Annotated in this window: 22 protein-coding genes; 14 read left to right on the forward strand and 8 right to left on the reverse strand. The window is 71.2% G+C overall.

Features of this window, described 5'->3' with window-relative positions; genetic code table 11:
• Positions 1-41: 41 nt before the first annotated feature.
• On the reverse strand, positions 42-1,253 hold the full coding sequence (locus tag IPH07_35345) for a hypothetical protein (GenBank protein MBK6922716.1): 1,212 nt from the start codon (positions 1,251-1,253) through the stop codon (positions 42-44).
• A gap of 15 nt (positions 1,254-1,268) precedes the next feature.
• Positions 1,269-3,128, reverse strand: coding sequence for a serine/threonine protein kinase (locus IPH07_35350; GenBank protein ID MBK6922717.1), 1,860 nt, complete (start codon positions 3,126-3,128; stop codon positions 1,269-1,271).
• Between the two features lie 561 nt (positions 3,129-3,689).
• On the opposite strand from IPH07_35350, the gene IPH07_35355 reads away from it, so the two are divergent.
• From IPH07_35355 to IPH07_35400, 10 genes are all read left to right on the forward strand, one after another.
• A complete protein-coding gene (locus IPH07_35355; protein ID MBK6922718.1) occupies positions 3,690-3,917 on the forward strand; it encodes a hypothetical protein in 228 nt (75 codons plus the stop codon).
• A gap of 84 nt (positions 3,918-4,001) precedes the next feature.
• Positions 4,002-5,594 carry an alkaline phosphatase family protein gene (locus IPH07_35360; protein ID MBK6922719.1) on the forward strand — a complete coding sequence of 531 codons (1,593 nt, stop codon included), beginning with the start codon at positions 4,002-4,004 and terminating at the stop codon, positions 5,592-5,594.
• Positions 5,595-5,636: 42 nt separating this feature from the next.
• Positions 5,637-7,934, forward strand: a complete 2,298-nt coding sequence (gene dnaX, locus IPH07_35365) for a DNA polymerase III subunit gamma/tau (protein MBK6922720.1) — start codon at positions 5,637-5,639, stop codon at positions 7,932-7,934.
• A gap of 49 nt (positions 7,935-7,983) precedes the next feature.
• Complete coding sequence (locus IPH07_35370; GenBank protein MBK6922721.1) at positions 7,984-8,310, forward strand: YbaB/EbfC family nucleoid-associated protein; 327 nt, start codon at positions 7,984-7,986, stop codon at positions 8,308-8,310.
• Positions 8,307-8,918, forward strand: a complete 612-nt coding sequence (recR, locus tag IPH07_35375) for a recombination protein RecR (GenBank protein ID MBK6922722.1) — start codon at positions 8,307-8,309, stop codon at positions 8,916-8,918. The genes IPH07_35370 and recR overlap by 4 nt, the downstream gene beginning before the upstream one ends.
• Positions 8,919-9,145: 227 nt before the next feature.
• Positions 9,146-9,625 (forward strand): roadblock/LC7 domain-containing protein, encoded by a 480-nt coding sequence (locus IPH07_35380; GenBank protein ID MBK6922723.1) that lies wholly within the window; start codon positions 9,146-9,148, stop codon positions 9,623-9,625.
• 43 nt (positions 9,626-9,668) lie between these two features.
• Complete coding sequence (locus IPH07_35385; GenBank protein ID MBK6922724.1) at positions 9,669-10,256, forward strand: GTPase domain-containing protein; 588 nt, start codon at positions 9,669-9,671, stop codon at positions 10,254-10,256.
• A 230-nt stretch (positions 10,257-10,486) separates the two neighbouring features.
• Complete coding sequence (locus IPH07_35390; protein ID MBK6922725.1) at positions 10,487-10,885, forward strand: IS5 family transposase; 399 nt, start codon at positions 10,487-10,489, stop codon at positions 10,883-10,885.
• Complete coding sequence (locus IPH07_35395; protein MBK6922726.1) at positions 10,818-11,096, forward strand: transposase; 279 nt, start codon at positions 10,818-10,820, stop codon at positions 11,094-11,096. The genes IPH07_35390 and IPH07_35395 overlap by 68 nt, the downstream gene beginning before the upstream one ends.
• Positions 11,093-11,305, forward strand: coding sequence for a transposase (locus IPH07_35400; protein ID MBK6922727.1), 213 nt, complete (start codon positions 11,093-11,095; stop codon positions 11,303-11,305). The genes IPH07_35395 and IPH07_35400 overlap by 4 nt, the downstream gene beginning before the upstream one ends.
• Before the next feature lie 102 nt (positions 11,306-11,407).
• On the opposite strand, the gene IPH07_35405 is transcribed toward IPH07_35400, so the two are convergent.
• The gene (locus IPH07_35405) at positions 11,408-13,171 is read right to left on the reverse strand and encodes a hypothetical protein (protein ID MBK6922728.1); all 1,764 of its coding nucleotides are present in this window, start codon (positions 13,169-13,171) and stop codon (positions 11,408-11,410) included.
• Between the two features lie 174 nt (positions 13,172-13,345).
• Between IPH07_35405 and IPH07_35410 the strand changes: the two genes are divergently transcribed.
• From IPH07_35410 to IPH07_35425, 4 genes are read left to right on the forward strand one after another with little or no spacing between them, the layout of a single operon-like run.
• Positions 13,346-14,380 carry a hypothetical protein gene (locus tag IPH07_35410; protein ID MBK6922729.1) on the forward strand — a complete coding sequence of 345 codons (1,035 nt, stop codon included), beginning with the start codon at positions 13,346-13,348 and terminating at the stop codon, positions 14,378-14,380.
• Positions 14,377-16,224 carry a dynamin family protein gene (locus tag IPH07_35415; GenBank protein ID MBK6922730.1) on the forward strand — a complete coding sequence of 616 codons (1,848 nt, stop codon included), beginning with the start codon at positions 14,377-14,379 and terminating at the stop codon, positions 16,222-16,224. Before IPH07_35410 ends, IPH07_35415 begins: the two co-directional genes overlap by 4 nt.
• Before the next feature lie 36 nt (positions 16,225-16,260).
• Positions 16,261-19,239 (forward strand): dynamin family protein, encoded by a 2,979-nt coding sequence (locus IPH07_35420; GenBank protein MBK6922731.1) that lies wholly within the window; start codon positions 16,261-16,263, stop codon positions 19,237-19,239.
• Positions 19,236-19,889, forward strand: coding sequence for a hypothetical protein (locus tag IPH07_35425; GenBank protein ID MBK6922732.1), 654 nt, complete (start codon positions 19,236-19,238; stop codon positions 19,887-19,889). Before IPH07_35420 ends, IPH07_35425 begins: the two co-directional genes overlap by 4 nt.
• Before the next feature lie 9 nt (positions 19,890-19,898).
• Here IPH07_35425 and IPH07_35430 read toward each other — a convergent pair whose 3' ends face one another.
• The 5 genes from IPH07_35430 to tsaD all read right to left on the reverse strand — a co-directional run bounded on the left by IPH07_35430 (position 19,899) and on the right by tsaD (position 25,041).
• Positions 19,899-20,954, reverse strand: coding sequence for a hypothetical protein (locus IPH07_35430; GenBank protein MBK6922733.1), 1,056 nt, complete (start codon positions 20,952-20,954; stop codon positions 19,899-19,901).
• On the reverse strand, positions 20,947-21,597 hold the full coding sequence (locus IPH07_35435; protein MBK6922734.1) for an RNA polymerase sigma factor: 651 nt from the start codon (positions 21,595-21,597) through the stop codon (positions 20,947-20,949). Before IPH07_35435 ends, IPH07_35430 begins: the two co-directional genes overlap by 8 nt.
• Positions 21,598-22,239: 642 nt before the next feature.
• Complete coding sequence (gene mutM / locus IPH07_35440; protein MBK6922735.1) at positions 22,240-23,097, reverse strand: bifunctional DNA-formamidopyrimidine glycosylase/DNA-(apurinic or apyrimidinic site) lyase; 858 nt, start codon at positions 23,095-23,097, stop codon at positions 22,240-22,242.
• Positions 23,098-23,101: 4 nt separating this feature from the next.
• Positions 23,102-24,013 carry a ribosomal RNA small subunit methyltransferase A gene (rsmA, locus tag IPH07_35445; protein ID MBK6922736.1) on the reverse strand — a complete coding sequence of 304 codons (912 nt, stop codon included), beginning with the start codon at positions 24,011-24,013 and terminating at the stop codon, positions 23,102-23,104.
• Positions 24,010-25,041 (reverse strand): tRNA (adenosine(37)-N6)-threonylcarbamoyltransferase complex transferase subunit TsaD, encoded by a 1,032-nt coding sequence (tsaD, locus tag IPH07_35450; GenBank protein ID MBK6922737.1) that lies wholly within the window; start codon positions 25,039-25,041, stop codon positions 24,010-24,012. The genes rsmA and tsaD overlap by 4 nt, the downstream gene beginning before the upstream one ends.
• Position 25,042 lies beyond the last annotated feature (1 nt).

Here is a 25,042-nt window from a genome sequence, read left to right on the forward strand (position 1 = left end):
GCAATGCTATGGCAGCCCGCCTGCGCCCGCGCAAGCGCGCGTCAGAAGCGGCCCGCCACCCCGGCGCCGAGCCAGCGCAGCTCGTGGCGTACGACCACGCGCTGCGCTCGCAACAGCGTACTCGCGCGCACCGTGCCGCGATTGCGGGGCTGGGTGAACGCGAACAGGCCGATGACCGCGGTGATCATCGCCAGGCCGGCGGTGACGCCGGTCAGCGCGTTGGAGACGTCGCGATAGCGATGGAACCGACGATCGTGCTCGATCGGGTACGGCCGCTTCGGGTTCTCCTGCGAGCCCATCTCGAGCAACGCAGCCTTCTCACGATTCCACAGCTCTTGCTCGCGCTCGAAGGTCCGCTTCTCGATCACCGCGAGCGATCCGGTCACGACCAACGCCGAAGCCGAGGCCGCGGTGAGTCCGAGCCCGGTCCAGAAGGTCGGCCGCAGCCAGCGGCCACGCTTGCGCGTGGTCGGCAGCGGATCGCGACCGCCTCGGCCGACGTCGAAGGCCTCGACCAATACCTCCTGCTCCTCGCCGGCGCGCACCTCGATCACGCGATGGCGGCGATCGTCGGGGCGTGGGCCGAGCATGTCGACGTCGATGCGACCGGGTTCCACCAGCAGCGGGAAGTCCTGCTGCGAGGTCAGGCGACCGTTGATGCGAAGCTGTCGCAGTCGCACGCCGGCGGCGACACTGAGCGTCAGACGACCGACCTGCCGCATCAGCCGGTCGAGCGCGCGCTGCAGCTCCTCGCGCTGTGAGCCGCAGAAGTCGGGATCGACGTCGGGGGTGTCGCATGCCGGCAGCGCGAGGTAGCGCTTGGCCGCCTGGGCGGCAGCGACGTGATCGCCGGCGCGTTCGTAGGCGAGCGCGAGGTTCGAGAGCGCTGCCGCGGCCGGGATCGCCGCGAACGCTGCCTCGAACTCCAGCGCCGCTTGGGTGTACGAGCCGCGATTGAACGCGAGGCGTCCGGCCTGGAAGCGGGTCCTGAACTCCTTGACCAGCTGCTCGTAGATCTTGTCGCCGGTGTTGCCGGGCGCGGTGCTCGGTGCATCGGCGGTGCCGGGGCCCTCGTCGGGCGCGGGCGCGGGCTCGGTGGTCACGGGCGGCGCCGCGTCGAGCTCACCGGACTCGAGCTCGCCGGACTCGGGCGCGCCGGACTCGGGCTCGATCGCCGCAACCCCGGCGCGTACCCGGGTACCGGGCAGCGCGATCGCCAGGGCGCAGAGCAGCCGCAGCAGCATCGCCATCATCGTGCGGCAGGAGGATCAGCCACCCGGCCGCAGACGTCCACCCTTGAGGCTCGGCATCTCGGCGAGCGTGCGGCCGTCCCCGCTCTCGCGCGGCTGCTCTGGCGGCGTCGGAGGCGTGACCGCGGGGCCGCTCGCTTCGGGGGCTTCGCCGGCGGGCTTGAGCTTGGGCTTCTTCGTGCGCCCGGGCGCGGTGAAGCGGATGTTGGTGTTGGTCTTCGGGCGATCCTCGGGCTGCGCGAGGGCCACGAAGCGGTAGGTGTGGTTCTGCGGTCCGACCGGCACCAACGTGGCGTCGTAGGGCTGGAAGCCATCGTGCTCGAGGCGCACCGCCACGGGCTCGTCGCCGCGGGGCATCTCGACCGTCATCGGTGTCACGCGGTCGTAGCGGCGACCGTCGATGGTGACGGTCGCGCCCTGCGGCTCGGTGTTGAACACCCACTTCACGATCTCGGGCTCGTCGCTCGCGGCCGCCGTGGTGCCACCGCCGTTGGCGGCGCTGGGCTCGACGCTCTCCACCCGTGCGGGCTCCACTTCGTTGCTGCGCTGCGCGTAGCTGACGATCGCCGTCCCCACCGCGGCGCCGACCAGCGGCAGGCCCAGCAACAACGACCATGAACGCGACGATCGCGGCGGCGGGGTCGACTGCGTCAGCGCGGTGGGCACCTCGGGAAACTCGCGCAGGGCCTTGGACGTGCCCGCGGGCGTGGACAAGAGCGAGGTCGGGGTGCGGCCCGCCGCGGCGCTGCGGTTCGACGCGCTGCTCGCCGCCGCCTTCGCGACGTCGCCGAGATCGACCGAGCTCGCGCGATGGCGATCGGAGGTGCGATCGATGCCGCGCCCGCGCGCCGATGCCCGCACGTACTCGAGTCGCGCATCGAAGTAGCGCTTGATGACATCGGCGATGTGCTCGCGCGCGGAGTCGGGGCTCGGCGTGGCACGCATCGCGACCCGCAGGTCACGCAGCATCTCGTGGGCGTCGGCGTAGCGACGCTCGCGGTCGGGCGCCAGCGCGCGCTCGAGCACGCGCAGCACCTCGGGCGGCAGGTCTTTGCGGTGCTCGCGGATGTCGGGCAACTCGAAATCACAGGCCCGCGCGAGGATCTCGCTCTCGGTGTCGCCCTGCAGCAGCCGCTCGTTGGTGAGCAGCTCCCACATCACCGCGCCGAGCGCGAACAGGTCGGTGCGGCGATCGATGGGCTGTCCGCGCGCCTGCTCTGGCGACATGTACGGCAGCTTGCCGCGCAGCTGACCGGTCAGCGTGGTGCTGCGCTTGCCGGCGGCCTTCATGATGCCGAAGTCCACCACGCGCACGCGCCCGTCGGTGCCGGCCAGCAGGTTGTGCGGCGACACGTCGCGATGCACGAGGTGGTACGGCACGCCGTCGGGATCGACGAGATCGTGGGCGGCTGCGAGACCCTCGCACGCATCCGAGACGATCTGCAGCACCGCTTCGAGCGAAAGCAGCTCGCCGGTCTTGCGCAGCTCCTTGAGCACCGACGAGAGCGTGTCGCCCTCGACGTACTCCATCACCATGAAGAAGACGTCGTCCTCGCGGCCGAGGTCGAGGATCTCGACCACGTGGGGATGACGGATGCGCGCGGCGATGCGGGCCTCGTCGAGGAACATCTCGACGAACTCCTGCTCGTTGGCCAGGTGGGGATGGATGACCTTGACCGCGACCAGTTTCTCGAAACCGGCCGTCCCGATCGCCCGGCCCAGGTACACCGTCGCCATGCCCCCGTGCCCGAGCCGATGCAGCAGCTCGTAGCGGCCGACCAGACGCTCGCGCGGGCCGGCCTCGGGCGCCAACGAAACGCTGGCACGCGCGGGCTTCGACCGCGCGTCGACCACCTTCGTTTCGGCCTCGGCTTCCATGTCTCGCGGGGGGTGCGACGGCGACTTCGACCGGGGAACTCGGCCGCAGCGCGGAGCCCTTTCGAAATCACGATACGCGAAAGTGGCGGAGGGATCACGGTCCGGTCGCACGCGAGGACCGCGAGAACCGTGCATCTCGGCATGTTTCCTGGATGCGGCGAGGTCACCGGAGCGCCGCGGGCTCGCTCGCTTTGAAGGGTTTGACAGCACGCCGCCGCTCGCTCCGCGCCCACGTGCGCGAGGCCGCCCGCGGGTGTCGGCGCAACGCGCCGGAAGCGAGCAGATCTCGGAGATCGCACCGCCGCGGCCATATTTGTTGGATCGGTCGGAGCGATCCCTGGCCGATCGACGTAGTCATCCTCAGGCGCCACGTCGCGACAAAGTCCAAGCATTTGGATCGTTTGTCACGCGTTGTCCACAGCATCTTGTGCCGGCGTCTACGGCGCTCCACAACATCTTGTGGAATGACCCTTGCGTGTTGCAGGGCCTTGGTTTACTTCCCTCATCAGGAGATCTCGCCCGGTTCGCCGTTTGTGAGCGGGGTCCCATTCGGGGGTAGTCATGGCCAAGCGACAGACGCGCCGCAGCATTTCGGTCAAGGGCATCACGTACCAGCGCCTCAAGAACTTCTGCGAGGCGCAGAGCCTGAGCGTGAGCGGGTATCTCGAGGACATCATCGCGGCCAAGCTGGACGCAGCCAATGTCCCGGTGCCGGAGAAGGTCGAGCCGCGGGCCAAGCCGAAGGCCGGCGAGCCCGAAGAGATCATCTCGCAGCACTTCACCTTCTAGGCGCGAGTTCGTGACGCTGGCGCGCGATCGCTGCGCGCCCACGCCTCAATCCCTTTGGGTATGCTCCGCCAGGGGTGAGGGCTGATGCGTCGCAAGGATCTCGAGGCGATTCGACAACTGGTGTCGCGGCGTCGTGCGCTCCAGGGGATGGGTGCCGTCCTCGGCGCCACGACGCTGGGATGTGGTGACGACGCGGTCGGCGGCGACGGCACGTCGTCGGGCTCGAGCGGCACGTCCGATGGATCGAGCACCGGCACGAGCTCGAGTGGCACGGGCAGCAGCTCCGGTGCGGACGGCTCGACCAGTCTCGATCCCACGTCGAGCTCGGGTGCGGACAGCTCCGGTGGCTCCGACTCCACCGGCGAGCCTGTCGACGCGTGCGAGGGCGACGGCGGTCTGACGCCGGAGGAGCTGCTCGCCGACGTCGACAACATCGTGCTCGTGATCATGGAGAACCGCTCCTTCGATCACTACTTCGGCTCCACGACGTTCCTCGAGGACTGGCAGGTCGAGGGCCTCACCGGCACCGAGAGCAACCTCGATCTGTCGGGCACCGCGATCGAGGTGTTCGCGATGGACAACCTCGAGGTCGCGGACCCACCGCACGACTGGGACCCCGTGCACGCGTCGTGGAACGACGGCGCCAACGACGGCTTCGTGGTCCAGCACGAGCTCGACCACCCCACCACGCACACCGAGGTGATGGGCTACTACGTGCGCTCGCAGCTGCCGATCCTCTACGCATTGGCCGAGAACTACACGCTGTGCGACCACTGGCACTGCGCGGTGCTGGGACCGACCTGGCCCAATCGCTTCTACCTGCACGGCGGCAGCTCGGGTGGCACCACCAGCAACTTCCCCGCGCCGACCCTGACGAACATCTGGGACGTGCTGAGCGACGCGAACATCAGCCACGCGAACTACTACAGCGACATCCCGTGGGTGTGGGGCGCGTACGCCAACCCCTTCGTCAACTACACCTCGCAGATCGACGAGTTCTTCGCGGCCGCCGAGGCCGGCTCGCTGCCGCGCTTCAGCGTGATCGACCCGAACTTCGGCCTGCTCGGCGGTGGCGAAGGCCAGAACGACGACCACCCCGACGCCAACGTCACCATGGGCCAGGTGTTCCTGGCGTCCATCTACCAGGCGCTGGCCCAGAGCCCGCAGTGGAATCGCTGCCTGCTCATCATCACCTACGACGAGCACGGCGGCTTCTACGACCACGTCGCACCGCCGGCCGCGGTCGATGACGAGTTCGAGTTCCAGCGCATGGGCTTCCGCGTGCCGAGCGTCGTGATCGGACCCCACGTGCGTCGCGGCTGCGTCAACTCCAACACGCTCGAGCACTGCTCGGTGTTCGCGACGGTCAACACCCGCTTCGGCCTGGCGCCGATCAACAACCGCGTCGCGCAGACCGCCGACCTGTCGAGCTGCATCAACCCTTCGTTCGTCGGCAACCCGCAGCCGCCGGTCGCGCTGCCGCAGCTGCAGGCGCGACTGCCGGAGCTGCTGGCGGTGAAGGGCCCGAAGCAGTCGCACCCCGAGATGCGACAGATGATCGCGCAGGGCAAGATCCCGGTCCCGGCGCATCGCCGCCACCCCGACGCCAGCCGCGACATCGCGCTCGAGCTCATCAGCCACGCCCAACGGCTCGGCGTACTGAAGCTCGTCGACTGACGACGCCGCCCAAGCGCCCAAGGGCTGCTACATTCGCGGCCCGTGAGCTACGTCGTCCTCGCGCGGAAGTACCGTCCGCTGCGCTTCGCCGACATGATCGGCGAGGAGCACATCGGTCGCACGCTGGGCAACGCGATCCTGCAGAACCGCGTGCACCATGCCTACCTCTTCTCAGGGGCGCGCGGGCTGGGCAAGACCACGACCGCCCGCATCTTCGCGAAGGCGTTGGTGTGTGAGCGCGGGCCGACGCCCGAGCCGTGCAACGTCTGCGAGCAGTGCGTCGCCGTCACCGAGGGTCGCTCGGTCGATGTGATCGAGATCGACGGCGCGAGCAACAACTCGGTCGAGAACATCCGCGGCCTGCGGGAGCAGGTGCACTACCTACCGCAGAGCGCGAGGCGGAAGGTCTACATCATCGACGAGGTCCACATGTTGACCACGTCGGCGTTCAACGCCCTGCTCAAGACGCTGGAGGAGCCGCCGGCCCACGTCAACTTCGTGTTCGCAACCACCGAGCCGCACAAGGTGCTGCCGACGATCCTCTCGCGGGTCTCGCGGCTCGACTTCCGCCGCGTGTCGGTGGCCGAGATCGTCCTGCACCTGCAGAACATCCTCGAGCGCGAGGGTCTGGGCGTCGACCCTGCCGGCCTGCGGCTGGTCGCGCGGGCCGCAGGCGGCTCGGTGCGCGACGCGATGACGCTGCTCGACCAGGTGCTCGCGTTCGCGGCCGATCCCAAGGCCGTCGGCGAGCACGAGGCCCGTGCGGTGCTCGGCCAGGCCGAGCGCACCGCGGTCGCCGACCTCGTCGACGCGCTGCTGGCCCGCGACCCCGACCTCGTGATGCAGCGCTTCGATGCGCTCGCGGCCGCCGGGCACGACCTCACGGTGCTGTCGCTGCAGATGCTCGAGGATCTACGCGACCTCACCGTCGCCCGCAGCTGTCGCACGCGCGAGGCCTTCGTCGACGCCACCGCCGACGAGCTCGACGAGCTCATGCGTCGCGCGAGTGTGGTCGAGATCCCCGTGCTCACGCAGGCCTTCGATCGCCTGTGGCGGGTGATCGATCGCCTGCCCAACGCGCGCTCGCAGCGGTTGGTGCTCGAGATGGGCCTCCTGGAGCTCGCGCAGAGCGAGCCGCTGGTGCCGCTGGGCGATCTGGTCGAGCGCCTGCACGCGCTCGCCGACGGCAAGCCGGTGCCCAGTGGCGGCTCGCCCGGCCCCGGCCGCGGGGCGGCCCCGGGTCGCACGCCGCCGTCGCGGGCACCGGCCGGCCGCGGTGGCGCGCAACGCAGCGCACCGAGTGACGACCCGCCGAGCTTCGCTCGCCACGACGATGCGCCGTCGTTCGCTCGCCACGACGATGCGCCGTCGGTGGCCCGCCACGACGTTGCGCCATCCTTCGCGCGCCACGACGATGCGCCGTCGGTGGCCCGCGGCGACGACGGCGGACCAGAGCCTGTGCCGCCGCCGACATCCGCGGTGCGCGAGGCCTCGACGAGGACACCGGCGGCCGTGGGCACCGCGGCGCCGCGCACGTCGGGCCCGACGATCGAGCCCGTGCACAGCTACGAGCCCGGTGTGTCCTACGATCCGAGCGCCGCGTCCGAGGCGATGCCCGAACCCGAAGCCGCGCCCGCACCGATGACCGCCGCGCCCGCCGAGGACGCGAGTCCCTTCATGCATCGGCTGTGGGAGATGGCGCAGCAGAGCGGCGTGATCGTGCCGGGCGCCGGTGGTGCCTCGGCGCAGGTCGTGGCGCCGAGCAGCGAGGCCCCGCGCAACGGCAGCGCCACCGCGGCGCGCAACGGCCACGCCGGCAGCAACGGCCACGCCGGCAGCAAGACCTCGGGCATCGCAGTGCCGGTCGCCGAGCCCGAGCCGCCGAGCCACAGCCCGGTCTGCGCCGCGCCGGCGCTGCGCGTCGATCCGACCGAAGACCCGTTCGAGGCGTGGACCAACCTGGTCGCGGCGCTGCGCGAGGACGACGAGCTGGGCTCGGCCGTGCTCGGTGAGGTCGGGCTCATCCGCTTCGGCGACGGCGTACTGCGGCTCGCGGCGCCGCGCGGCAGCTTCGCGCACACCGAGCTGTCGTCGACCGACTTGCGTGCACGCATCGAGCAGCTCGTGCGCGAGCTGGTCGGCACCACCTTCGTGGTCGAGCTCGTCGACGGCGAGGCGAGCCTGCCGGAGTGCCCGAGCCTGGTGCTCGTCGAGCGACGTCGCCGCGAGGAGCTGCGCGCCGCGGTCGAAGCCGAGGCCCGCGAGCACCCCGCCATCGTCGCGCTGCTGCGGGACTTCGACGCCCAGCTCGCGATCACCCGCCCGATCGGCGAGCGCTGACGCCCGCGGCGGTCGCTCGCTCGGGGCGTGCTATCCTCGGCGAGCCGCCATGCCCGACATCGACCTCGCCGAGCTCATGCGCCAAGCGCAGCAGATGCAAGAAACCATGACCATGCTGCAGCGCGCGCTGGAGCAGGTCACCGTCGAGGGCTCGTCGGGCGCGGGCATGGTGAAGGTGAAGGCCACCGGCGGTCAGCGCATCGTCGGCATCGAGATCGATCCCGCGGCGCTCCAAGAAGATCGCGACATGGTCCAGGACCTCATCGTCGCCGCGGTGAACAACGCACTCGACCGCGCCCGCGAGGTCGCGCAGGAGCGCATGAGCTCGATGATGCCCCCGGGCATGCTGCCGCCCGGCATGATCCCGGGCCTGTGAACACCCCCGTCGATCCACTGCAGCGACTCGCGGCCCTGCTCGCGCGTCTGCCGGGCATCGGCGAGAAGACGGCGCTTCGGCTCGCGCTCGCGTTGGTGCGAGCGGATCCCGAGTACGTGCGCACGCTGGCCGACGCGGTCGGCTCGGTGCACTCGACCCTCAAGCTGTGCCGGGTCTGCTGCGACCTGACGCCCACCGAGCTGTGCCCGCGATGCGACGATGCGCGGCGCGATCACGCGACCATCTGCGTGGTCGCGCAGCCGCAAGACCGCATGGCGATCGAGCGCGCCGGGGTCTTCCGCGGGCTCTACCACGTGCTGCACGGGGTGCTCGATCCTCTCGCGGGGGTCGGCCCGAGCGATCTTCGCGTCGAGGCGCTGCTGCGGCGACTGCAGGCCCACGACGGCCCCGACGCGGTGCACGAGATCATCGTCGCGACCAGTCCCAACGTCGAGGGCGACGCCACGGCGCTCTACCTCTCGCGTCTGATCGCGCCGCTCGGTGTCAAGGTCACGCGGATCGCCTCGGGCCTCGCCGTCGGTGGCGAGCTCGAGTACGCCGACGTGACGACACTGCATCGTGCGCTGCAAGAGCGACGCAGCCTCTGAGGTCGGAGGGAACCGCCGCGATCGGGCCCTGGGGGCACCCGCGCGAGGTTTCCGGCCGGACGGCCCCCTCGCCTCGCATGCGGTTCGTGGATGATCCGCGCGCATGCCCGCCTCGATTGCCATCAAAGAGGTCGAGAAGCCGGGGCGCGGCCGTAGACTTGCCCAATCGAGTTTGCTAGGTTCGCCCGGTTCCCGGCGGCCCCCACCGCGAGGAGTGCGTTTCCGCAATGCTCACGCCACAACTCGTGATGTACGAGGATGAGGTTCGGCGCATCCAAGGTGTCGCCGACCGCCTGCAACAGGACTCGCGTTCGCGAGCGATTCTCGTCGTCGACAAGAACGGGCAGCTCATCGCGGCCTCGGGCTCGGCGGCCGAGCTGGACACGACGTCGCTCAGCTCGCTGGTCGCTGGCAACGTCGCCGCCACAGGCGGCATCGCCAAGCTGATCGAAGAGGAAGAGTTCACCGGCCAGTTCCACGAGGGCAAGGACGCCAGCGTCCACATGACGCTCGTCGGTCGCCGCGTGATCCTGGTGGCCCTGTTCGACAAGGCCACGACGTTGGGGCTCGTGAAGTTGCGCGTGAAGAAGGCGAGCGTCGAGCTCGAGGCCATCCTCGAGGACGTTGCGAAGAAGGCTCAGTCGCCGCAGCAGAGCGTCTTCGCCGAGATCACCGACGCCGACATCGACAACCTCTTCAACGACTGATGCGCTTTAGGGGCGGCTTCGCCCCAGACGGATACCGAAGGGCATGTCCTTCATCAACTACAGCTCGCGCGAGATCAACTGCAAGCTGGTCTATTACGGCCCGGGTCTCTGCGGCAAGACCACGAACCTGCAGTACATCTACAACAAGACCAAGCCCGACGCGAAGGGCAAGATGATCTCGTTGGCGACCGAGACCGAGCGGACGCTGTTCTTCGATTTCCTGCCGCTGTCGCTCGGTGAGATCCGCGGCTTCCGTACGCGCTTCCACCTCTACACGGTCCCGGGCCAGGTGTTCTACGACGCCAGCCGCAAGTTGATCCTGAAGGGTGTCGACGGCGTGTGCTTCGTGGCCGACTCGCAGATGGAGCGCATGGAGGCCAACATCGAGAGCCTCGAGAACCTGCGCGACAACCTCACCGAGCAGGGCTACGACCTCGACAAGCTGCCGTACGTCGTGCAGTACAACAAGCGCGACCTCCCGAGCGTGGTGCCGGTCGAGGAGCTGACCGAGGTTCTGAACCCGACCAAGGTGCCGGAGTTCGAGGCGGTCGCGACCACCGGCGTCGGCGTGTTCGACACGCTCAAGGCGCTCGCCAAGCAAGTGCTCACCGAGCTGCGCAAGGGCGGCTAGTACCTCGACACAGCGATAGTGATGGGTCAGAACGCCGCCCTGACCGCGCCTCGCTGCGTTGCCGCACCTTGAAATACGCCCGGTATTCCGGCGGCACGGCGCCTTGCGGAGTCGCGGCCATGACGGCGTTCTGACCCATCACTATCCCTGTGTCGAGGTACTAGGCTGTGTCCGGTTTCCCCGAAACCGTCAATCTTTGGGCGGATCGGGGATCCGTGATCCAAGGGGGCATGACCACGACGGGCATGCCTCGCCACCGCCTTACCGACGCGCAGTGGGAGCTGATCGGGGACCTGTTCCCGACGAACAACTTCAAGACCGGTCGGCGGCCGCGGGATCGTCGTCTCATGCTCGACGCGATCTTCTGGGTGTTGCGAACTGGGGCTCCGTGGCGAGACCTACCGGAGTGCTTCGGCCCATGGTCGACCGCCTGGGACTTCTTCGACAAGTGGACGAAGGACGAGACGTTCGACCGCGTACTTCGGCGATTGCGGAGCATCGCCGTCCCGCACGACGCGGACCCCTCCGAGTTGTGGTGCATCGACGGGACATCGATTCGAGCTGCGCGCTGCAGCAGCGGCGGGGGGAAAAAGCGGGGGCTGGGGCACGAAGATCCACATCCTGTGTGACGTTGAGGGCCACCCACTCCACTTCGAGCTCAGCGCCGGACAAGCCCACGACGGACCGATGCTCGCGCCGGTCCTTCAAGGTGCTGACGAAGCACTGCATGATGATCGAGGTGTCGTCATGGAGTGGCCGTTGGCACTCGCAGGCGACAAGGGCTACCGCGCGGAGTGGATCGATAGGTATCTCTCCTCGCCCTGGGGATCACACCGGTGATCCCCACGAAGCACAACGAGACTCGAGCGCTGCGCCCGGTCGCCTTCAACAAGCGCCTCTACAGGCGCCGCAGCATCGTCGAGTGCCTCATCGGCTGGCTCAAGGAGTCGCGACGCGTGGTGACCCGCTTCGAGAAGACCGCCATCAACTTCGGCGGGATGGTCCGGCTTGCCTTCATCCACCGCTATCTACGCATCTTCGGGGCTTGATGGGAAACCGGACACAGCCTAGCGTCGGGCCGCGTCGGGCCTTCGCCGCCCGACGCACGCCACGCGTGGGGACGCACGCGGCACGAAAGGCCGCGCGCCGCCTCAGGGCTTGGCGTCGTCGCCCGCGTCGCCGAGCAGCTCGTCCCAACCCGACGCGTCCACGGCCGGCGCCTCGACGGCGCGCACCGAGGCAGCCGCGACGACCGACGGCGCCGCGACGACCGGCGCCGCGATCACCGGTGGGGCCGCGATCACGGGGGCCGCGATCACAGGGGCCGCGATCACGGGGGCCGCGACCACGGGGGCCGCGATCACAGAGGGTGCCGCGATCACAGAGGGTGCCGCGACGGCCGGCGCACGCGAGGCGGCGGCCGTCGGCATCGGCGGTGGCAGGAACGTCGGCTCCGGCTTTGCGGCCGCAGCGATGCGCTCCGCCGCGGCCTCGTCCGCGAGCCGCTTCGCCTCCGCCGCGGCCTCGTCGGCCAACCGCTTCGCCTCCGCCGCCGCGCGCTCCGACACCCGCCGCGCCTCGGCCTCGGCCTCGCGACGCAGTGCGGCGGCATCGTCTTCGCGGCGCTTCGCCGCGGCGGCCTCTTCCTCGCGGCGCTTCGCGGCGGCCTCGTCTTCGCGGCGCTTCGCCGCGGCGGCCTCTTCCTCGCGACGCTTCGCCGCCGCCTCGTCCTCGCGGCGCTTCGCCGCGGCGGCCTCTTCCTCGCGACGCTTCGCCGCCGCCTCGTCCTCGCGGCGCTTCGCCGCGGCGGCCTCTTCCTCGCGACGCTTCGCCGCCGCCTCGTCCTCGCGGCGCTTCGCCGCGGCGGCCTCTTCCTCGCGACGCTTCGCCGCCGCCTCGTCTTCGCGGCGCTTCGCCGCCGCCTCGTCCTCGCGGCGCTGCGCCGCGGCGTCGCTCGGCTTCGCGGCGTCCGACTTCCCGCGCTGACGCTTCTCGCGTCGCTCTTTGCGTCGGTCCTTGCGGTCCTTCTTCGCCTCGGTGCGCGACGGCGCGGCGGCGGCCGGGCGTGCGGCGATCTCGGTGGCTTGCTTGGCCTTGCGCGCGCGCTTCTCCGCGGCGTCGAGTGCCGGGCGCAGGGCCTTGCGCGCGCGCTTGAGCAGCTCGCGCGCGAGTTCGTCGTCCTCGAGGTCGTCGTGGGCCTGCGTCGCGTCGAGCAGCTCGAGCGCCGCGGTCGTGTCGTCGCCGCGGGCGAGTGCGAGCGCGAGCGCGGCGAGCACCCGCGGATGACCGCCGAGCTGTTCGCGCGCGAGATCGAGGTGCTGCTTGGCCACCGCGGTGCGCCCCACGTCCTCGAGCAACGCGATACCGAGATCGAGGTGATCGCGGGCGCCGAGCTTCTGCTGCTTCTCGAGCTCCTGCAGCAGCTCGCGCGCCTCCTTGCGATCGCCGGCCAGCAACAGCCCGTGGGCCTGACCGCTGATCAACGCCGCGTGGCCGGTCGCGCCACTGATGCGCGCACAGTCCGAGAGGCTCTTCGCCGCCGCGCGCCCGTTGCCGACCACGAGGTGCAGGCGCCCCTTCTGCAGCGCGACCCATGCGTGCGGCGCAAACATCTGCACCACGCGCAGCTTCTCGAGCGAGCCGAGCCAGGTGTTCGCGCGCCCGCGATCGACGCGATCGATGGCCTCGGCGATCGTGCCGAGGCGGCGGTCCATGATGGGCCCGAGGAACACGAGCACGATCAGCCCGGCGATCGCGAACACGATCCGCGTGACCGGTTCGGGGATCAACAGGGCCAGCAGCAGGAACGTGGCGCCCACGCCGAGCCGCAACACCATGCCACCCAGCGGGCGCCCGCCCCGCGACCAGACCGCTCGCTCGACCTCGACATCGAGGAGGTCGCTGCGCCGCTTCAATTCGCCATTTGGCGGCCAGCGATAGCAGGTTTTCGGGCGCAGCTCCATTCGCGCCCCGGCGAGGGACCCCCTTCGGCGGGCACGCACAGACTCGGGTACGGCGGCCGGATCGAAGGCCGGAACCCGCATCGGCGCGGGTCAGGCCCACTTCCGCCGCCTGCTACACTCCCGCCCGTGGTTCAGCTCGCCGCCGACGTGACCGCATACCTGCATCGACGCGAGGTCGTGGCCTACGAGCAGCGACTCGCGCGGGCGGCCTACGCCTACGGCGTCGATCTGCGCCGCTCGGCCTGGCTGGCCAGCTCGACCTTCGGCGATCCGCTCATCCGCTCGGTCGACCGCAACTGGAACGAGCTGGTCGCGGACCTCTCGGGCTCGATCCTCCAGGATCCCGCCCGCACGGCGCCGATGCCCATCATGGAGGAGATCGCCCGGCTCTCGCACATGCTGCGGGCGCCCCTGCCCGCGCTGCGCCAGCTGGTGCGCAGCAGCGCGATCACCAACTGGCCGCTGGTCACGCCGCTCGGCACCACACGCGGCGCGGTGCAGTGGCTCGTGGTCGACAGCGAGCGACTGATGTCGCTGCCGCCACACGAGCGCACCTTCTTGCTCGCGAGCGCGCTGGCGGATCTGCAGTGCGAGCACGCGCCGGTGGTGACCGCCCACCTCATGGCCTACCGCGCCGATCGAGGCCTTGGATTCGTGCGCACGCTGCTGCGACCGTGGGCGAAGGTCGGCATCTTCTCGAGCGATCGCGCGGGGCTGCTCGGCGTCGCCGATCTCGGGCTCGCGATGTCGGCCCTGCGCGCGCACGCGGAGCCGATCGCGAGCTGGATGCCTGCCCATGCCTCGCTGCAGATGCGCGAGCCGGCCCTCGCCGACTTCGATCGCTCGAGCACGATGGCGCGGCTGCGCTTGCTGCTGCAGCGACAGACGCAGGCCGCCGAAGGCGAGGCACCGACGGTCGGGCCGCCAACGCGCGTCGCTGCGTCCGAGGAGACCGAGGCCGAAGCGTCGACCGACGATCACGACGACGACGGTCCCGCGCGTGACCCCGGCGAGCGCAGCGACCCTTACCGGCACGCAGCCAAACCTCCACAGCCGGAGCCGCCGCCGGATCACGACGAAGAGCTGGCGCGTGCGCTCGCCGGCGCGTGGTCGCTCGCGCGCTGCGACGCACGCCTCACCCGGCGCCTGGGATTGCTATGAACGACGTCGTCACCTCGCCCCGCGAGCGGCTCGAGCCGCTCGCCCAACGTATCGCCGCGATCGCGCAGCAGCTCGGCCTCGACGCGCTCGCCGAGAGCATCGCGCGAGACACCGCGCGCCGACTCGCACAGGACGTCGTCCGCGTGCTCGTGCTCGGCGAGATCAAGCAGGGCAAGAGCTCGCTCATCAATGCGCTGCTCGGGCCCGGCCACGACGCACTGCCGATGGGCGTCACGCCGACCACCGGCGCGACCGTGGTCGTGCGCTGCGATGCCGCGCCGGGTCGCGTGCGCGTGGGCGCCGGCGGCGAGCAGTCGCTCACGCCCGAGGAGTTCACCGCCGCCGCCAAGGGCACGCCGGTGGGCGCAGATGCACCGGCACCCGACGGACACCTGGAGCTGCGCGTGCCGCCGGGTGTGCTGCCCGAGGGCCTCGAGTTGCTCGACACGCCGGGCATCAACGACATCGCCAACTGGCGCGCGACCATCAGCCGCGGTGAGCTGCCCAGTGCCGACGTCTTGCTGCTGGTGCTCGACGCGACCCAGCTGCTGCACCGCACCGAGGTCGCGCTGCTGCGCGATGCGCTGTCGGCCGTCGGCGGCCTGTCGGGCTCCGGCGCGCGACTGCTGCTCGCGATCAACCGCATCGATCTGGTCGAGCCCGGCGATCGCCCGCTGCTGCGCGAGTACCTGCGCAAGGAGCTCGCGTCGCTGCTGCAGGGGGCCTACGAGCGCGGCGACGTGTTCGAGACCGAGGCCCGTGGTGCGCTCCGCGAGCCCGAGGCCGATCGCAGCGGCGTGCACGAGGTCTCGCGGCTGCGCAACGTGCTGCGCGAGATCGCGGCCTCGCGACATCGCGTGCTACCGACCCGCGTGCGCGCGGCGCTGCTGCAGTACACCAGCCTGCTCGGCCACAATGCCGCGGTCGCAGCCCACGCGCTCTCGCTCGAGCAGGACGCGCTGCGCCGCGAGCTGCGGGAGCTCGAGCGCGAGTGGGCCGAGAGCGAGCTCGACATGACCGCCGTGCGCGAGACCATCGCCGCCGCGCGTCGCCGATTGCTCGACGCCAGCGACGAGCGCATCGTCGGATTCCGCTCGCAGCTCGCCGCGAGCACCCTCACCGCGGTCGGCACCGCGAGTCACCGCGTGATCGCGACCCACCTCCCGGGCGCCTTGCACGACGCGTTGCTGGGCTTCGCGCGCGACGAGGGCGAGCGCTTGCGCGGTGAGCTCGACGAGCTCACCCGCGCGGCGCTACACACCCACAGCGAGCGCACGCGACGACTGCTCGCGATGCTGTCGCTACGGCTGGGCTTCCAGGGCCCGACGATCTATCTCGACCCGCCGTCGATCGCACTCGAGGCCGGGCTCATCGCGATCGGTCTCATCGGCACCGCAGTGATGTACTTCGGCAACGTCGTGGCCGGTATGGTGATGACGGTGGCGGGCCCGCTCGCGACGGTCGCGCTGCGCGAGCGCTCGCTCCGTGAGGCCCGCTCGCGCGTGCGTGAGGAGCTGCCCGGTGCGCTGGAGCGCGCGACCGAAGCCATGCGCGACGCAGTGGTGCGTGCGGTCGACGGCCACGTGACCGCGCTCGACGAGCACCTCGTGCTCGCCAACCGAGCGATCGGCGAGCAACTGACCGCGGTGCTGCGTCGGGCCCAGACAGCGCTCACCGTCGACGACGCGCCCAGCACGACCGAGCTGGTCGCGGGCCGACGCGCCCGTGCGCGACACGAGCTGCAGGCACTCGAGCTCGAGCTCGCGTCGCTGCGTGATCGTCTGCAGACGATCGACGTCAGCGACGCCGAGCCGATTGCGGCCGTGGCCGCCGACGGCGAGTGACGCCGCCGCCCCGCTGGCGGTAGACTGCTCGCCGACATGGCTCAAGAACCGCCGCAGGGGCGCAAGCGTACGGTCGGAGATGCGATCGGCGGCTTCGCCCGTCGCGTGGGTGAGCTGCTCGGCGAGGTCTCGGCGCAGGTCGTGCTCCCGGACGGTCTCAAGGAAGGGCTCGAGCGTGCGCGACTGCTGCGGCTGTCGGGCGCCCCCGACCAGGCGCTCGGCGTGCTGCGTGCGCTGCCCGATGCAGTCAGCAACCATGCGATGGCGCGCTTCTCCGCGGGGCTGTGCCACGTGCACGACGGCCTGCGCGGCGGCAAGCCGCTCAAGGCGTTGCTCGAGATCATCGACGCGCTCGGCGACGAGGAGCTCGGGCCCGCACCGCAGCAGCTGCTGCGCGCGGCCCATGCCGCATTCGAAGGTCGTCACGAGGCGGCGCTCGACGACCTGCGTCGCGCGACCCGGGACGCGGCGCGTGTGGTCGAAGGCGACGGCGGCGAGGCGCGTTTCCTCGCGCACGTGCTGGCCGCGGGCTCCCACTTCGCGCTCGGCCACGAGGATCGCACGCTGCGCGAGCTGCAGAAGGCGCGCGCGCACCTGCCCCCCGAAGCCGGCGCCCACCTGCGCGCGATGGTGCTGGTGCGGGGCGTCGAGCACCTGCTCGCCGCCGATCTGCTCGACGACGCCGAGCTGTGGGTTCGCGAGGCGCTCACACTCGACGAGCGCGATCGCGAGGCGACCTCGTTGCTCGCGCGCGTGCTCGCCAGCAAGGGCGATCGCGATGGCGCCGAGGCGGCGCTGCTCGGCTTCGACGAGGACGACCCCGCCTACGACCGCACGCGATTGTTCATCGCGTTGTGCACCGGCGGCGTCGACCCTCGGCCGATCGCGTTGCGCGTGCTGCAGCGCGATCCCGAGGATCCCGCGCTGCGACGGCTGTGGGCGCTGGCCGAGCTACGCCACGCCGCCGACGACCCCGCGGTCGAGCTCGAGCCCACGATCGCCCGCGAGATCATCGCGTCGCTGGTGCGCGCGTGCGAGGGCGCTGCCAAGGCCGCCGCCGATCGTTACCTGCACGAGCTCGCCCATGCTGCGCTGCGGCTGGAGCTGTTCCCCGACGCGGTGCGATCGCTCGTCGAGACGCGGCTACGCAGCGATGCCGGCACCGCCCCCGAGGAGCTGCGGCTGATCCGCGCGCGCGTGCGACTGGCGGCCGGTGATGCCAGTGACGCCGCCGGTGATTTCGTGGCCGGCGTGCCGCCGCGCTTCCGCGGCGACGCAGAGCTGGGCGGTGCGTATGGGCCCGATCCGCAGAGCCCCGTGCGCAACGACGACACCCGCACGGCCCTGCGCGCGGCCGAGCGCTCGCTCGCCGTCGCCGAGCTGTGTCTCGCGCGCAACGAGGCACTCGCGGCTCAGGAGTTGCTCGTGCAAGCGCTGGTCGAGTGGCCTGCGCTGCCACGGGCACGCGCGCTGCTCGGCGAGCTCGTGCACCCCGAGCACGCCGCCCGACTCGAAGACCTGCTGACCTCGTCGACCTCGCTGCTCGCGGGGGTGCCGACGCGCGTGCTCGGCGTGTCGCTCGAGGGGGTGCAGACCGCGATGTCGATGGTGATCGCCGCGCGTGAACGCCTGGCGCGACCGCTGACGATCGCGATCATGGGCGAGTTCTCGGCCGGCAAGAGCACCTTCGTCAACGCGCTGCTCGGCGAGGCGGTCGCGCCGATGGGCGTACTGCCGACCACGACCACGATCAACGTCTTCCGCAGCGGGCCCTCCGGTGGCGGGCGCGTGCACTACCGCGACGGGCACATCGAGACGCTCGCGGCCGACGAGGTGCAGCCGTTCTTGCACGGGCTCGACTCGACCGCGGCAGCAGCGATCCGCCACGTCGAGATCGAGCGCACCGGCCTGCGCATGGGTGACACTGCGGTGGTCGACACGCCGGGCTTGAACGCGCTCGATCCGTTCCACGAACAAGTCGCGCGCGGCTTCATCGACGAGGCCGACGCGGTGGTGTGGCTGTTCTCCGCCACCCGCAGCGGCGCGGCGTCGGAGGTCGGCATGCTGGCAAGCCTGCGCGCGGGCGGGCGCCAGGTGCTCGGCGTGCTCAACAAGGTCGACACGCTCGAGGCCGACGAGCAGCGCGAGCTCGCCGACTATCTGCGCGCGCAGCTCGGCGAGGTGTTGGTCGAGGTCGTGCCGGTCCGTGCCCGCGAGGCGCTCGAGCACCGCACCGGAGATCGCAAGGGCGAAGATCCATTCGCCGCGGTGGAGCAGTCGCTCGAGCGCAACTTCATGCAGCGTGCGCGCGAGCTCAAGCGCGAGCTCACCACCCGTCGCCTGCGCGAGGCGCTGGCGCTGGCGCGCGGCTCGGTGTCCGACGCGATCGAAGCGCTGACCCAGCGCGGCGTCGGTGCCCATGGTGGCATGGGCGACGGCGTCGGCGCGGCGGTGTTGCTGCGCCGCTTCGCCGACGCACTCGGCGTGGGCGTGCTCGACGTCGACGACGCGCTCGTGCGCGAGGGGCTCTCGCTCGGGGTCCTGCGCACCGGCAAGGGCGTGGCCAAGCCACCGCTCGATCCGCAGGATGCCGGCTATCTCGGGGCATGCTTTCGCGACGCCACGCTGGCGGCACTGCGTCGAGCGCTGCTGGCTCTCGCGCAGCAGGACTCGGGGGCCAGCGAGGTCGTCGATCGCGAGCTGTCGTCGTGGGCGCAGGGTCAGCTCGAGGGCCTCGTGATCGCCGGCTTCGTCACGCGCACGATGCTCGAGCGAGGCGGTGCGATCGTCGACGGCGAGGCCGCGGCACGGGCGGCGTTCCGCGACGCGCTCTCGCCGATCGCCGCCGCGTGGTCGGCCCGCGCCGAGGGCTTGGTCCACGCGGTCGAGCGCGCCCGTGCACGCGCGCGTCGCTGGGGTCGCGCGGCGCCGCAGGCCGAGGCGCTGCGCCTGCGCGCGACCGTGCTGTCGTCGATCGACGCACTCGCCCACGCGGCCCACGAGGTCCAGGCGTGAGTACGCCGCGTCGAACCTTCGGCGTCGACGAGGCCGGTCGCGGCCCGATCCTCGGGCCGATGGCGATCGCCGTGGTCGCACTCGAGTCGCGACAGGCCGGCGCACTGTGCCGCGCCGGCGTGGTCGACAGCAAGCACTTCGGCGCCGGGCCGGATGCATGCGAGCTGCGAGCGCGCCTCGCCGAGCAGATCCGCAGCAAGGCGATTGCCTGCGAGGTCCGCCTGGTCGAGGTCGAAGAGATCGACCACTACACCTGGCGCGGCCAGCTCAATGCGCTCGAACGCCGGGTGGTCACCGAGCTGCTGCGCGAGCTCGCGGTGGCGCATGGTGATCGCATCGTGTGCGACGGAGCGACGTTGTTCTCACCGCTGCGCGCGCTGTTCCCTTGGCTCGAGGCCCGCGATCACGGCGAGTCGGTGCACACCGCGGTGGCAGCCGCATCGATCGTCGCGAAGGATGCCCGTGATCGCGCCTTCGCGAGCATCGCGGCGCGCTACCAGCCGGAGTTCGGACCGATCGCCGGCGGTGGCTACCTCAACGCGGCCACGCGCCGCTTCCTCGATGCGTACCATGCACGCCACGGCGGCCTGCCGCCCGAGGCGCGCAAGAGCTGGGGCAACAAGGACGCCGCGAACCTCTCGCTCGCGTGAGCGGCTCGATCACTCGAGCGCGTCGTCGACCTTGGCGTTCTTCGATGGCGGCTTGGGGGCCGGCTTGGCCTTGGCCTTGCTCGACGACGCGGGCGCCTTGGGGCGCTCGGTGTCGATGAAGCCGACGATCTCGCCGTCGAGATCCCGCGCGAGCTTGTAGGCCGCGTCCGCCGACTTTCGATCGCCGGCGACCGCGTCGCACAGACCCATGCCCGCGTGGGCGCGCGCCTGCACCCGTGCATCGGCGTCGCCGAGCGCGAGCGAGTACTCCGAGCGCGCCGACTCGCAGTCGCCACGATGCCGCGCACGATCACCGCGCGCGATGATGTCCCAACGCGGCGGATCGCCATCGGCGGGCTTGCCCTGGGCCTGGTCGACAGGCGCCTCCTGCTCGAGCGCGCCCTTCTTCCGCAGCTGCTCGTCGGCCGCCTCCGCGCCCTGCTCGCGCTGCGCCTCGGCCTTTGGTTCGAGCACGACGCTCGGTGTCGTCGCGGTGACCGGTGAGGGCGGCGAATCCGGCGACGCGCTGCCGGCCACGCCGGCGCGTGACGAAGGCATCGCATCCTTCGTCGCGTTCTTCGATCCAGCCGGGTCGGTGGCGTACCAGTTGGGCTCCGCTGCGGCGGGCGCTGGCGCGGCCGCGGGTTTCGCATCATCGGCGCGGCTCGGTGCTGGCGCAGAGGCGACCGACTCGGAGCGCCTGTCGCCCTGCACCATCACCAGCACGAGCGCGGCCGTGCCCGCGAGCGCGACGCCGGGAATCAGCGCGGCCTTGCGCAGCCGCGTCCAGAAGCTCGGTCGCTCGGGCGCGAGCGCGGGGGTCGGCGCGACCGCAGGGGCCTCGGCGGCCGCACGTGCCTGCGCGAGCACGCCGTCGAGCAGACCGCGGGGCACCTCGACCATCGGCAGCACCTCACGGCTGAGCGCGAGGATCGAGCGGTAGTCGTCGAGGCGGCGACGCACCATCGGCGCGGCGTCGTCGTGCGCGGGCGCGAACTCCAGCGACTCGAGCGAGTCTTCGATGCGATCGAGCTCGTGCGGTGCGAACTCGGCGGGGTCAGCCATGGACCAATCCCTCCTTGCGCATCGCGACCGCCTCTTCGGCGTAGTCGGACTCGAGATCCGCGAGATCAGTGCGCAGCTTCTCGAGCGCGTACCGCATGCGCGACTTGACGGTGTTCTCGGGCGCACCGACGGCCTCGCCGATTTCGCGGAACGACAGGCCCGAAACCTGTCGCATCAAGAACACTTCGCGTTGATCGTCGGGCAGCTCGTCGATCGCCCGTGCCAGCCGCTCGCGCAGCCGCGGCGCATCGGCACCCTCGTCGGTCGGCACCTGATCGGCCGGCATCGCCGCCAGCAGGGTCCGGCCCTCCTCCTGCGCACGCCCGCGCCGCGGCGCGTCGAGGGATTCGTGCTCGCGAAAGCGCGCCCGCCGACTCTCGTCGACCGAGAGGTTGCGCGCGATCGTGTAGACCCACGTCGTGAACTTCGCCGAGCGCTGGTAGCGATCCTTCGAACGGATCACGCGCACGAGCACTTCTTGCAACAGCTCCTCCGCACGCGCTTGGTTGTGCACGCTGCGGAGCAGATAGTTGAAGATGCCGCGGCTGTGGCGGGCGACGAGGATCTCGAACGCACCCGCGTCGCCCTGCCGGAAGGCATCCATCAGCAGCTCGTCGCTGCGGGCATCGAGTTCGTCGGCCATGTCGTCGGCGAGACCCCTGGCGTGCGAGTGAGTTCCGCGCGGCCAGAGGCCCTGGCGAGTGTGCGACGCCGCCGGCGGGGACGGCAACCGCGGTCGCGTGGGCACGGGCCCTTGGGTGCCGAGTTCCATCGAGGCAGGTGCGCCCCCTTCGGCGGGAGCGTGGGCCTGGGAACGCAACGGCACGATCCATCGATCTGTCCCCGCGCTCGCGAAGTGGGGCAGATCGAGGATGTGGCCTCGCGGGGGTGTGCCGGGTTCACGGGGCCGAGCGGCGTCGGGTTCCCCGTTTCGGTCCCGGCGGCCGATGCGCCTTCGCGATCGGGACGTGATCGTCGGCGCGCTGACGATCGTCAGCGTCCCGGACCCGGCCGTCAACGCGCTGACAGCTCGGGGGCGCCACGTCTCTGGCGATCGGAGGGATCCAGTTTGGATCTCCCGGCTCCCTTGCATGGCACGGCCGCTGCACTAAGGGGCTCCGCTCCCCATGGGGGCCCTGCAACGAACCAAAAGCCGCCTCGACGCGCGAGCGATGTCTCCCCCGGCCGCGCCCGCAACCAACGTCGAAGCCCAACCGCCACCCTCTTCTCTCGAGCCCCCGCCCTGTCGGGGGCTCGGTCGTTTAAGGGTTCGATGCGCGCGGCGCTAGCGGATGCGGCCACGCGGCCGCGGCTGATCGACTGGGCAGAAGACACCGCCGCGCCCGGCATGCACGAAGGCGACGAGCTCGGTGCCGCAGCGCGGGCACGGTCGACCGGCGCGACCATAGACCTGCAGCTCGTCTTGGTTGTGACCAGCCTCGCCGCTCACGTCGCGGAAGTCTCGCAGCGTGGTGCCGCCGTTGTCGATCGCACTGCGCATGACGTCGCGAAGCGCAATCGCGAGTCGTGACCACGCGGGCGTCGTGAGCCGCCGCGCAGCCACCAGCGGATGCACACCGGCGCGATGGCAGGCCTCGATCGCGTAGATGTTGCCGACGCCCGCGACCACGCTCTGATCGAGCAGCACCTCGCGAAGCGGCCGACGACTCGCGCGCACGCTGGCCTCGAGCACGGCACCATCGAAGCCGCGATCGAGTGGCTCGGGTCCGAGCTCGACCAGCGGCGCTTGCGACCACAGCTCGTCGAGCGGCGCGGCGCGCAGGGCCCCGAAGCGTCGCGGGTCGACCAACCGAACCTCGCGATCGTCGTCGAAGCGCACCACGAAGTGGGTGTGCCTGGCGTGCTCGAGTGCGCGCGTGGCGAGGCCGAAGCGGCCGCTCATGCCGAGGTGCACGAGCAGTCCGAGCGTGCCGTCGTCGCGCTCGAAGTGCCACACGATGTACTTGCCGCGGCGTTCGAGCTTGCCCGCGCGGGCACCCACGAGCGACTGCAGACCCTCGCGACCCGGCGCGGTGCCGATGCGCAACGGCGCCGACGAACGCCACACCTCGGTCACGCGTCCACGCAGGCGCGCAGCCACCAGGCCTCGACGCACCGACTCGACCTCCGGCAGCTCGGGCACGGCGTCACGACCCCTGCTCGGCGAGGTCGTCGTCGGACGCTGCGCCATCGTCTGCGCCTGCGTCGGACGAGCTCGGCGAGGGCGGGTCCTGCTCGCGCGCGCGCTGCAGCGCGGCGAACTGCGCGGGCGCGAGCTTCTCGGGGCGGATCGCCGGATGGATGCCGGTCCGCTCGCACCACCGCTGCGCCGCGGGTCGGCCCGCCAACGACGACAACGCGTTGGCGAGGGTCTTGCGCCGCTGCTGGAACGCCGCGCGCACGAGCGCACGGAAGCCCGACTCGCTCGCGACCTCACCGAGCGGCTGCTCGCGCGGTCGCAGGCGGATCACGGCGGAGTCGACCTTGGGCGGTGGCAAGAAGGCGCCCGGCGAGACCGCCGTGACCCACTCGAGCACGCGCACGCGCCCGAGCACCACCGAGAGCCCGCCGTAGGTGCGTGAGCCCGGCGGCGCCACGATCCGCTCGGCGACCTCGCGCTGCACCATCACGATCCAGTCACCGGTGGTCGCGTGGTGATCGAGCAGTGCGAACATCAGCGGGCCGGTGAGGTGGTACGGCAGGTTGCCGACGATGGTCGGTCGCGGGTGCTCGGCATCGGCGGCGCTGGCGTAGTCGAAGCGCACCGCGTCGGCCTCGAACAGTCGCAGTCGTTCGGCGCCGGCGAACTCGTGGCGCAGCACGGCGCACAGATCACGGTCGCGCTCGATCGCCCACACCTCGGCACCGGTCGCGAGCAGGCCGTGGGTGAGCGAGCCGACGCCGGCGCCGATCTCGATCACGCGCACGCCCGCGCGCGCGCCCGCGGCCGCGACGATCGCCGCGTGCACGTCGGGCGCGTGCAGGAAGTTCTGCCCCCAGCTCTTGCGCGCCCACAGACCGTGGCGGCGCAGCACTGCCCCTGGTGATTCGAAGCTCACGACAGCTGCTGCCTCGCGTCGTCGATGGCGAGGCTGGTGTGCACCTCGAGGCTGGGTGTGCAACCGGCCGCGATGCGGGCGGCCGCGGCGGCGGCGATCATCGCCGCATTGTCGCCGCAGTAGCGCACCGGCGGCACCACCAACGTGAAGCCATCGGCGGTGGCGGCCGCGGCGGCGGCTTCACGCAGGCCGCGGTTGGCTGCGACGCCGCCAACGATGTGCAGCCGCTGCAGGCCGCTGCGCTGCACGGCGCGGCGACACTTCTGCACCAACACCTCGACCACCGCGGCCTGGAACGACGCGCATAGATCGGCGAGCCCGGCGACGGAATCGGGCAGGCCGCGCTGCTCGATGTGCACGAGCACCGCGGTCTTCAAGCCCGAGAACGAGAACTCGAGGTTGTGCTTGTCGGCCATGCCGCGGGGGAACGCGATCGCGTTGGGATCGCCATCGGCGGCGAGCCGATCGATGATGGGCCCGCCGGGATAGCCGAGCCCGAGCAGCTTCGCGACCTTGTCATAGGCCTCGCCGGCGGCATCGTCACGCGTGGCGCCGAGCAGCTGGTAGCGACCCAGGCCCGCGACCGCGACCAGCTCGGTGTGGCCACCGCTCACCAACAGCGCGACGTGGGGCTGCAGCGGCGCGGGATCGCTGCGATCGTCCCGCAGGCACGCGGAGAAGAGATGACCCTCGAGGTGGTGCACGCCGAACAGCGGCAGGCCGGTGGCGAGCGCGAGCCCGCGGGCAAACTGCACACCGACCAGCAACGCACCGACCAGCCCGGGGCCCTCGGTGACCGCGACGGCATCGAGTGCGTCCAGCGGGCACTCGGCCCGCGCCAAGGCCTCGTCGACCACCGCCGACACGGCGCCCAGGTGATGACGACTCGCGAGCTCCGGCACCACGCCGCCGAAGCGGGCGTGGACGTCGATCTGCGTGCGCACGACGCTGCTGCGCACGGTGCGATCATCGACCACGGCGCATGCGGTCTCGTCGCACGAGCTCTCGATGGCGAGCACGCGCGGCACG

It is taken from the genome of Deltaproteobacteria bacterium (assembly GCA_016709225.1).
GTDB lineage: Bacteria > Myxococcota_A > Polyangia > Nannocystales > Nannocystaceae > Xiheibacterium > Xiheibacterium phototrophicum.

Bases quoted from the DNA above. Each gene is read 5' to 3' on its own strand.
- IPH07_35385 (MBK6922724.1), top strand. From the start codon at position 9,669: ATGTCCTTCATCAACTACAGCTCGCGCGAGATCAACTGCAAGCTGGTC.
- IPH07_35370 (MBK6922721.1), top strand. From the start codon at position 7,984: ATGCCCGACATCGACCTCGCCGAGCTCATGCGCCAAGCGCAGCAGATG.
- IPH07_35355 (MBK6922718.1), top strand. From the start codon at position 3,690: ATGGCCAAGCGACAGACGCGCCGCAGCATTTCGGTCAAGGGCATCACG.
- IPH07_35350 (MBK6922717.1), bottom strand. From the start codon at position 3,128: ATGGAAGCCGAGGCCGAAACGAAGGTGGTCGACGCGCGGTCGAAGCCC.
- IPH07_35415 (MBK6922730.1), top strand. From the start codon at position 14,377: ATGAACGACGTCGTCACCTCGCCCCGCGAGCGGCTCGAGCCGCTCGCC.
- IPH07_35435 (MBK6922734.1), bottom strand. From the start codon at position 21,597: ATGGCCGACGAACTCGATGCCCGCAGCGACGAGCTGCTGATGGATGCC.
- IPH07_35360 (MBK6922719.1), top strand. From the start codon at position 4,002: ATGCGTCGCAAGGATCTCGAGGCGATTCGACAACTGGTGTCGCGGCGT.
- IPH07_35430 (MBK6922733.1), bottom strand. From the start codon at position 20,954: ATGGCTGACCCCGCCGAGTTCGCACCGCACGAGCTCGATCGCATCGAA.
- IPH07_35345 (MBK6922716.1), bottom strand. From the start codon at position 1,253: ATGATGGCGATGCTGCTGCGGCTGCTCTGCGCCCTGGCGATCGCGCTG.
- IPH07_35420 (MBK6922731.1), top strand. From the start codon at position 16,261: ATGGCTCAAGAACCGCCGCAGGGGCGCAAGCGTACGGTCGGAGATGCG.
- IPH07_35380 (MBK6922723.1), top strand. From the start codon at position 9,146: ATGCTCACGCCACAACTCGTGATGTACGAGGATGAGGTTCGGCGCATC.
- IPH07_35390 (MBK6922725.1), top strand. From the start codon at position 10,487: ATGACCACGACGGGCATGCCTCGCCACCGCCTTACCGACGCGCAGTGG.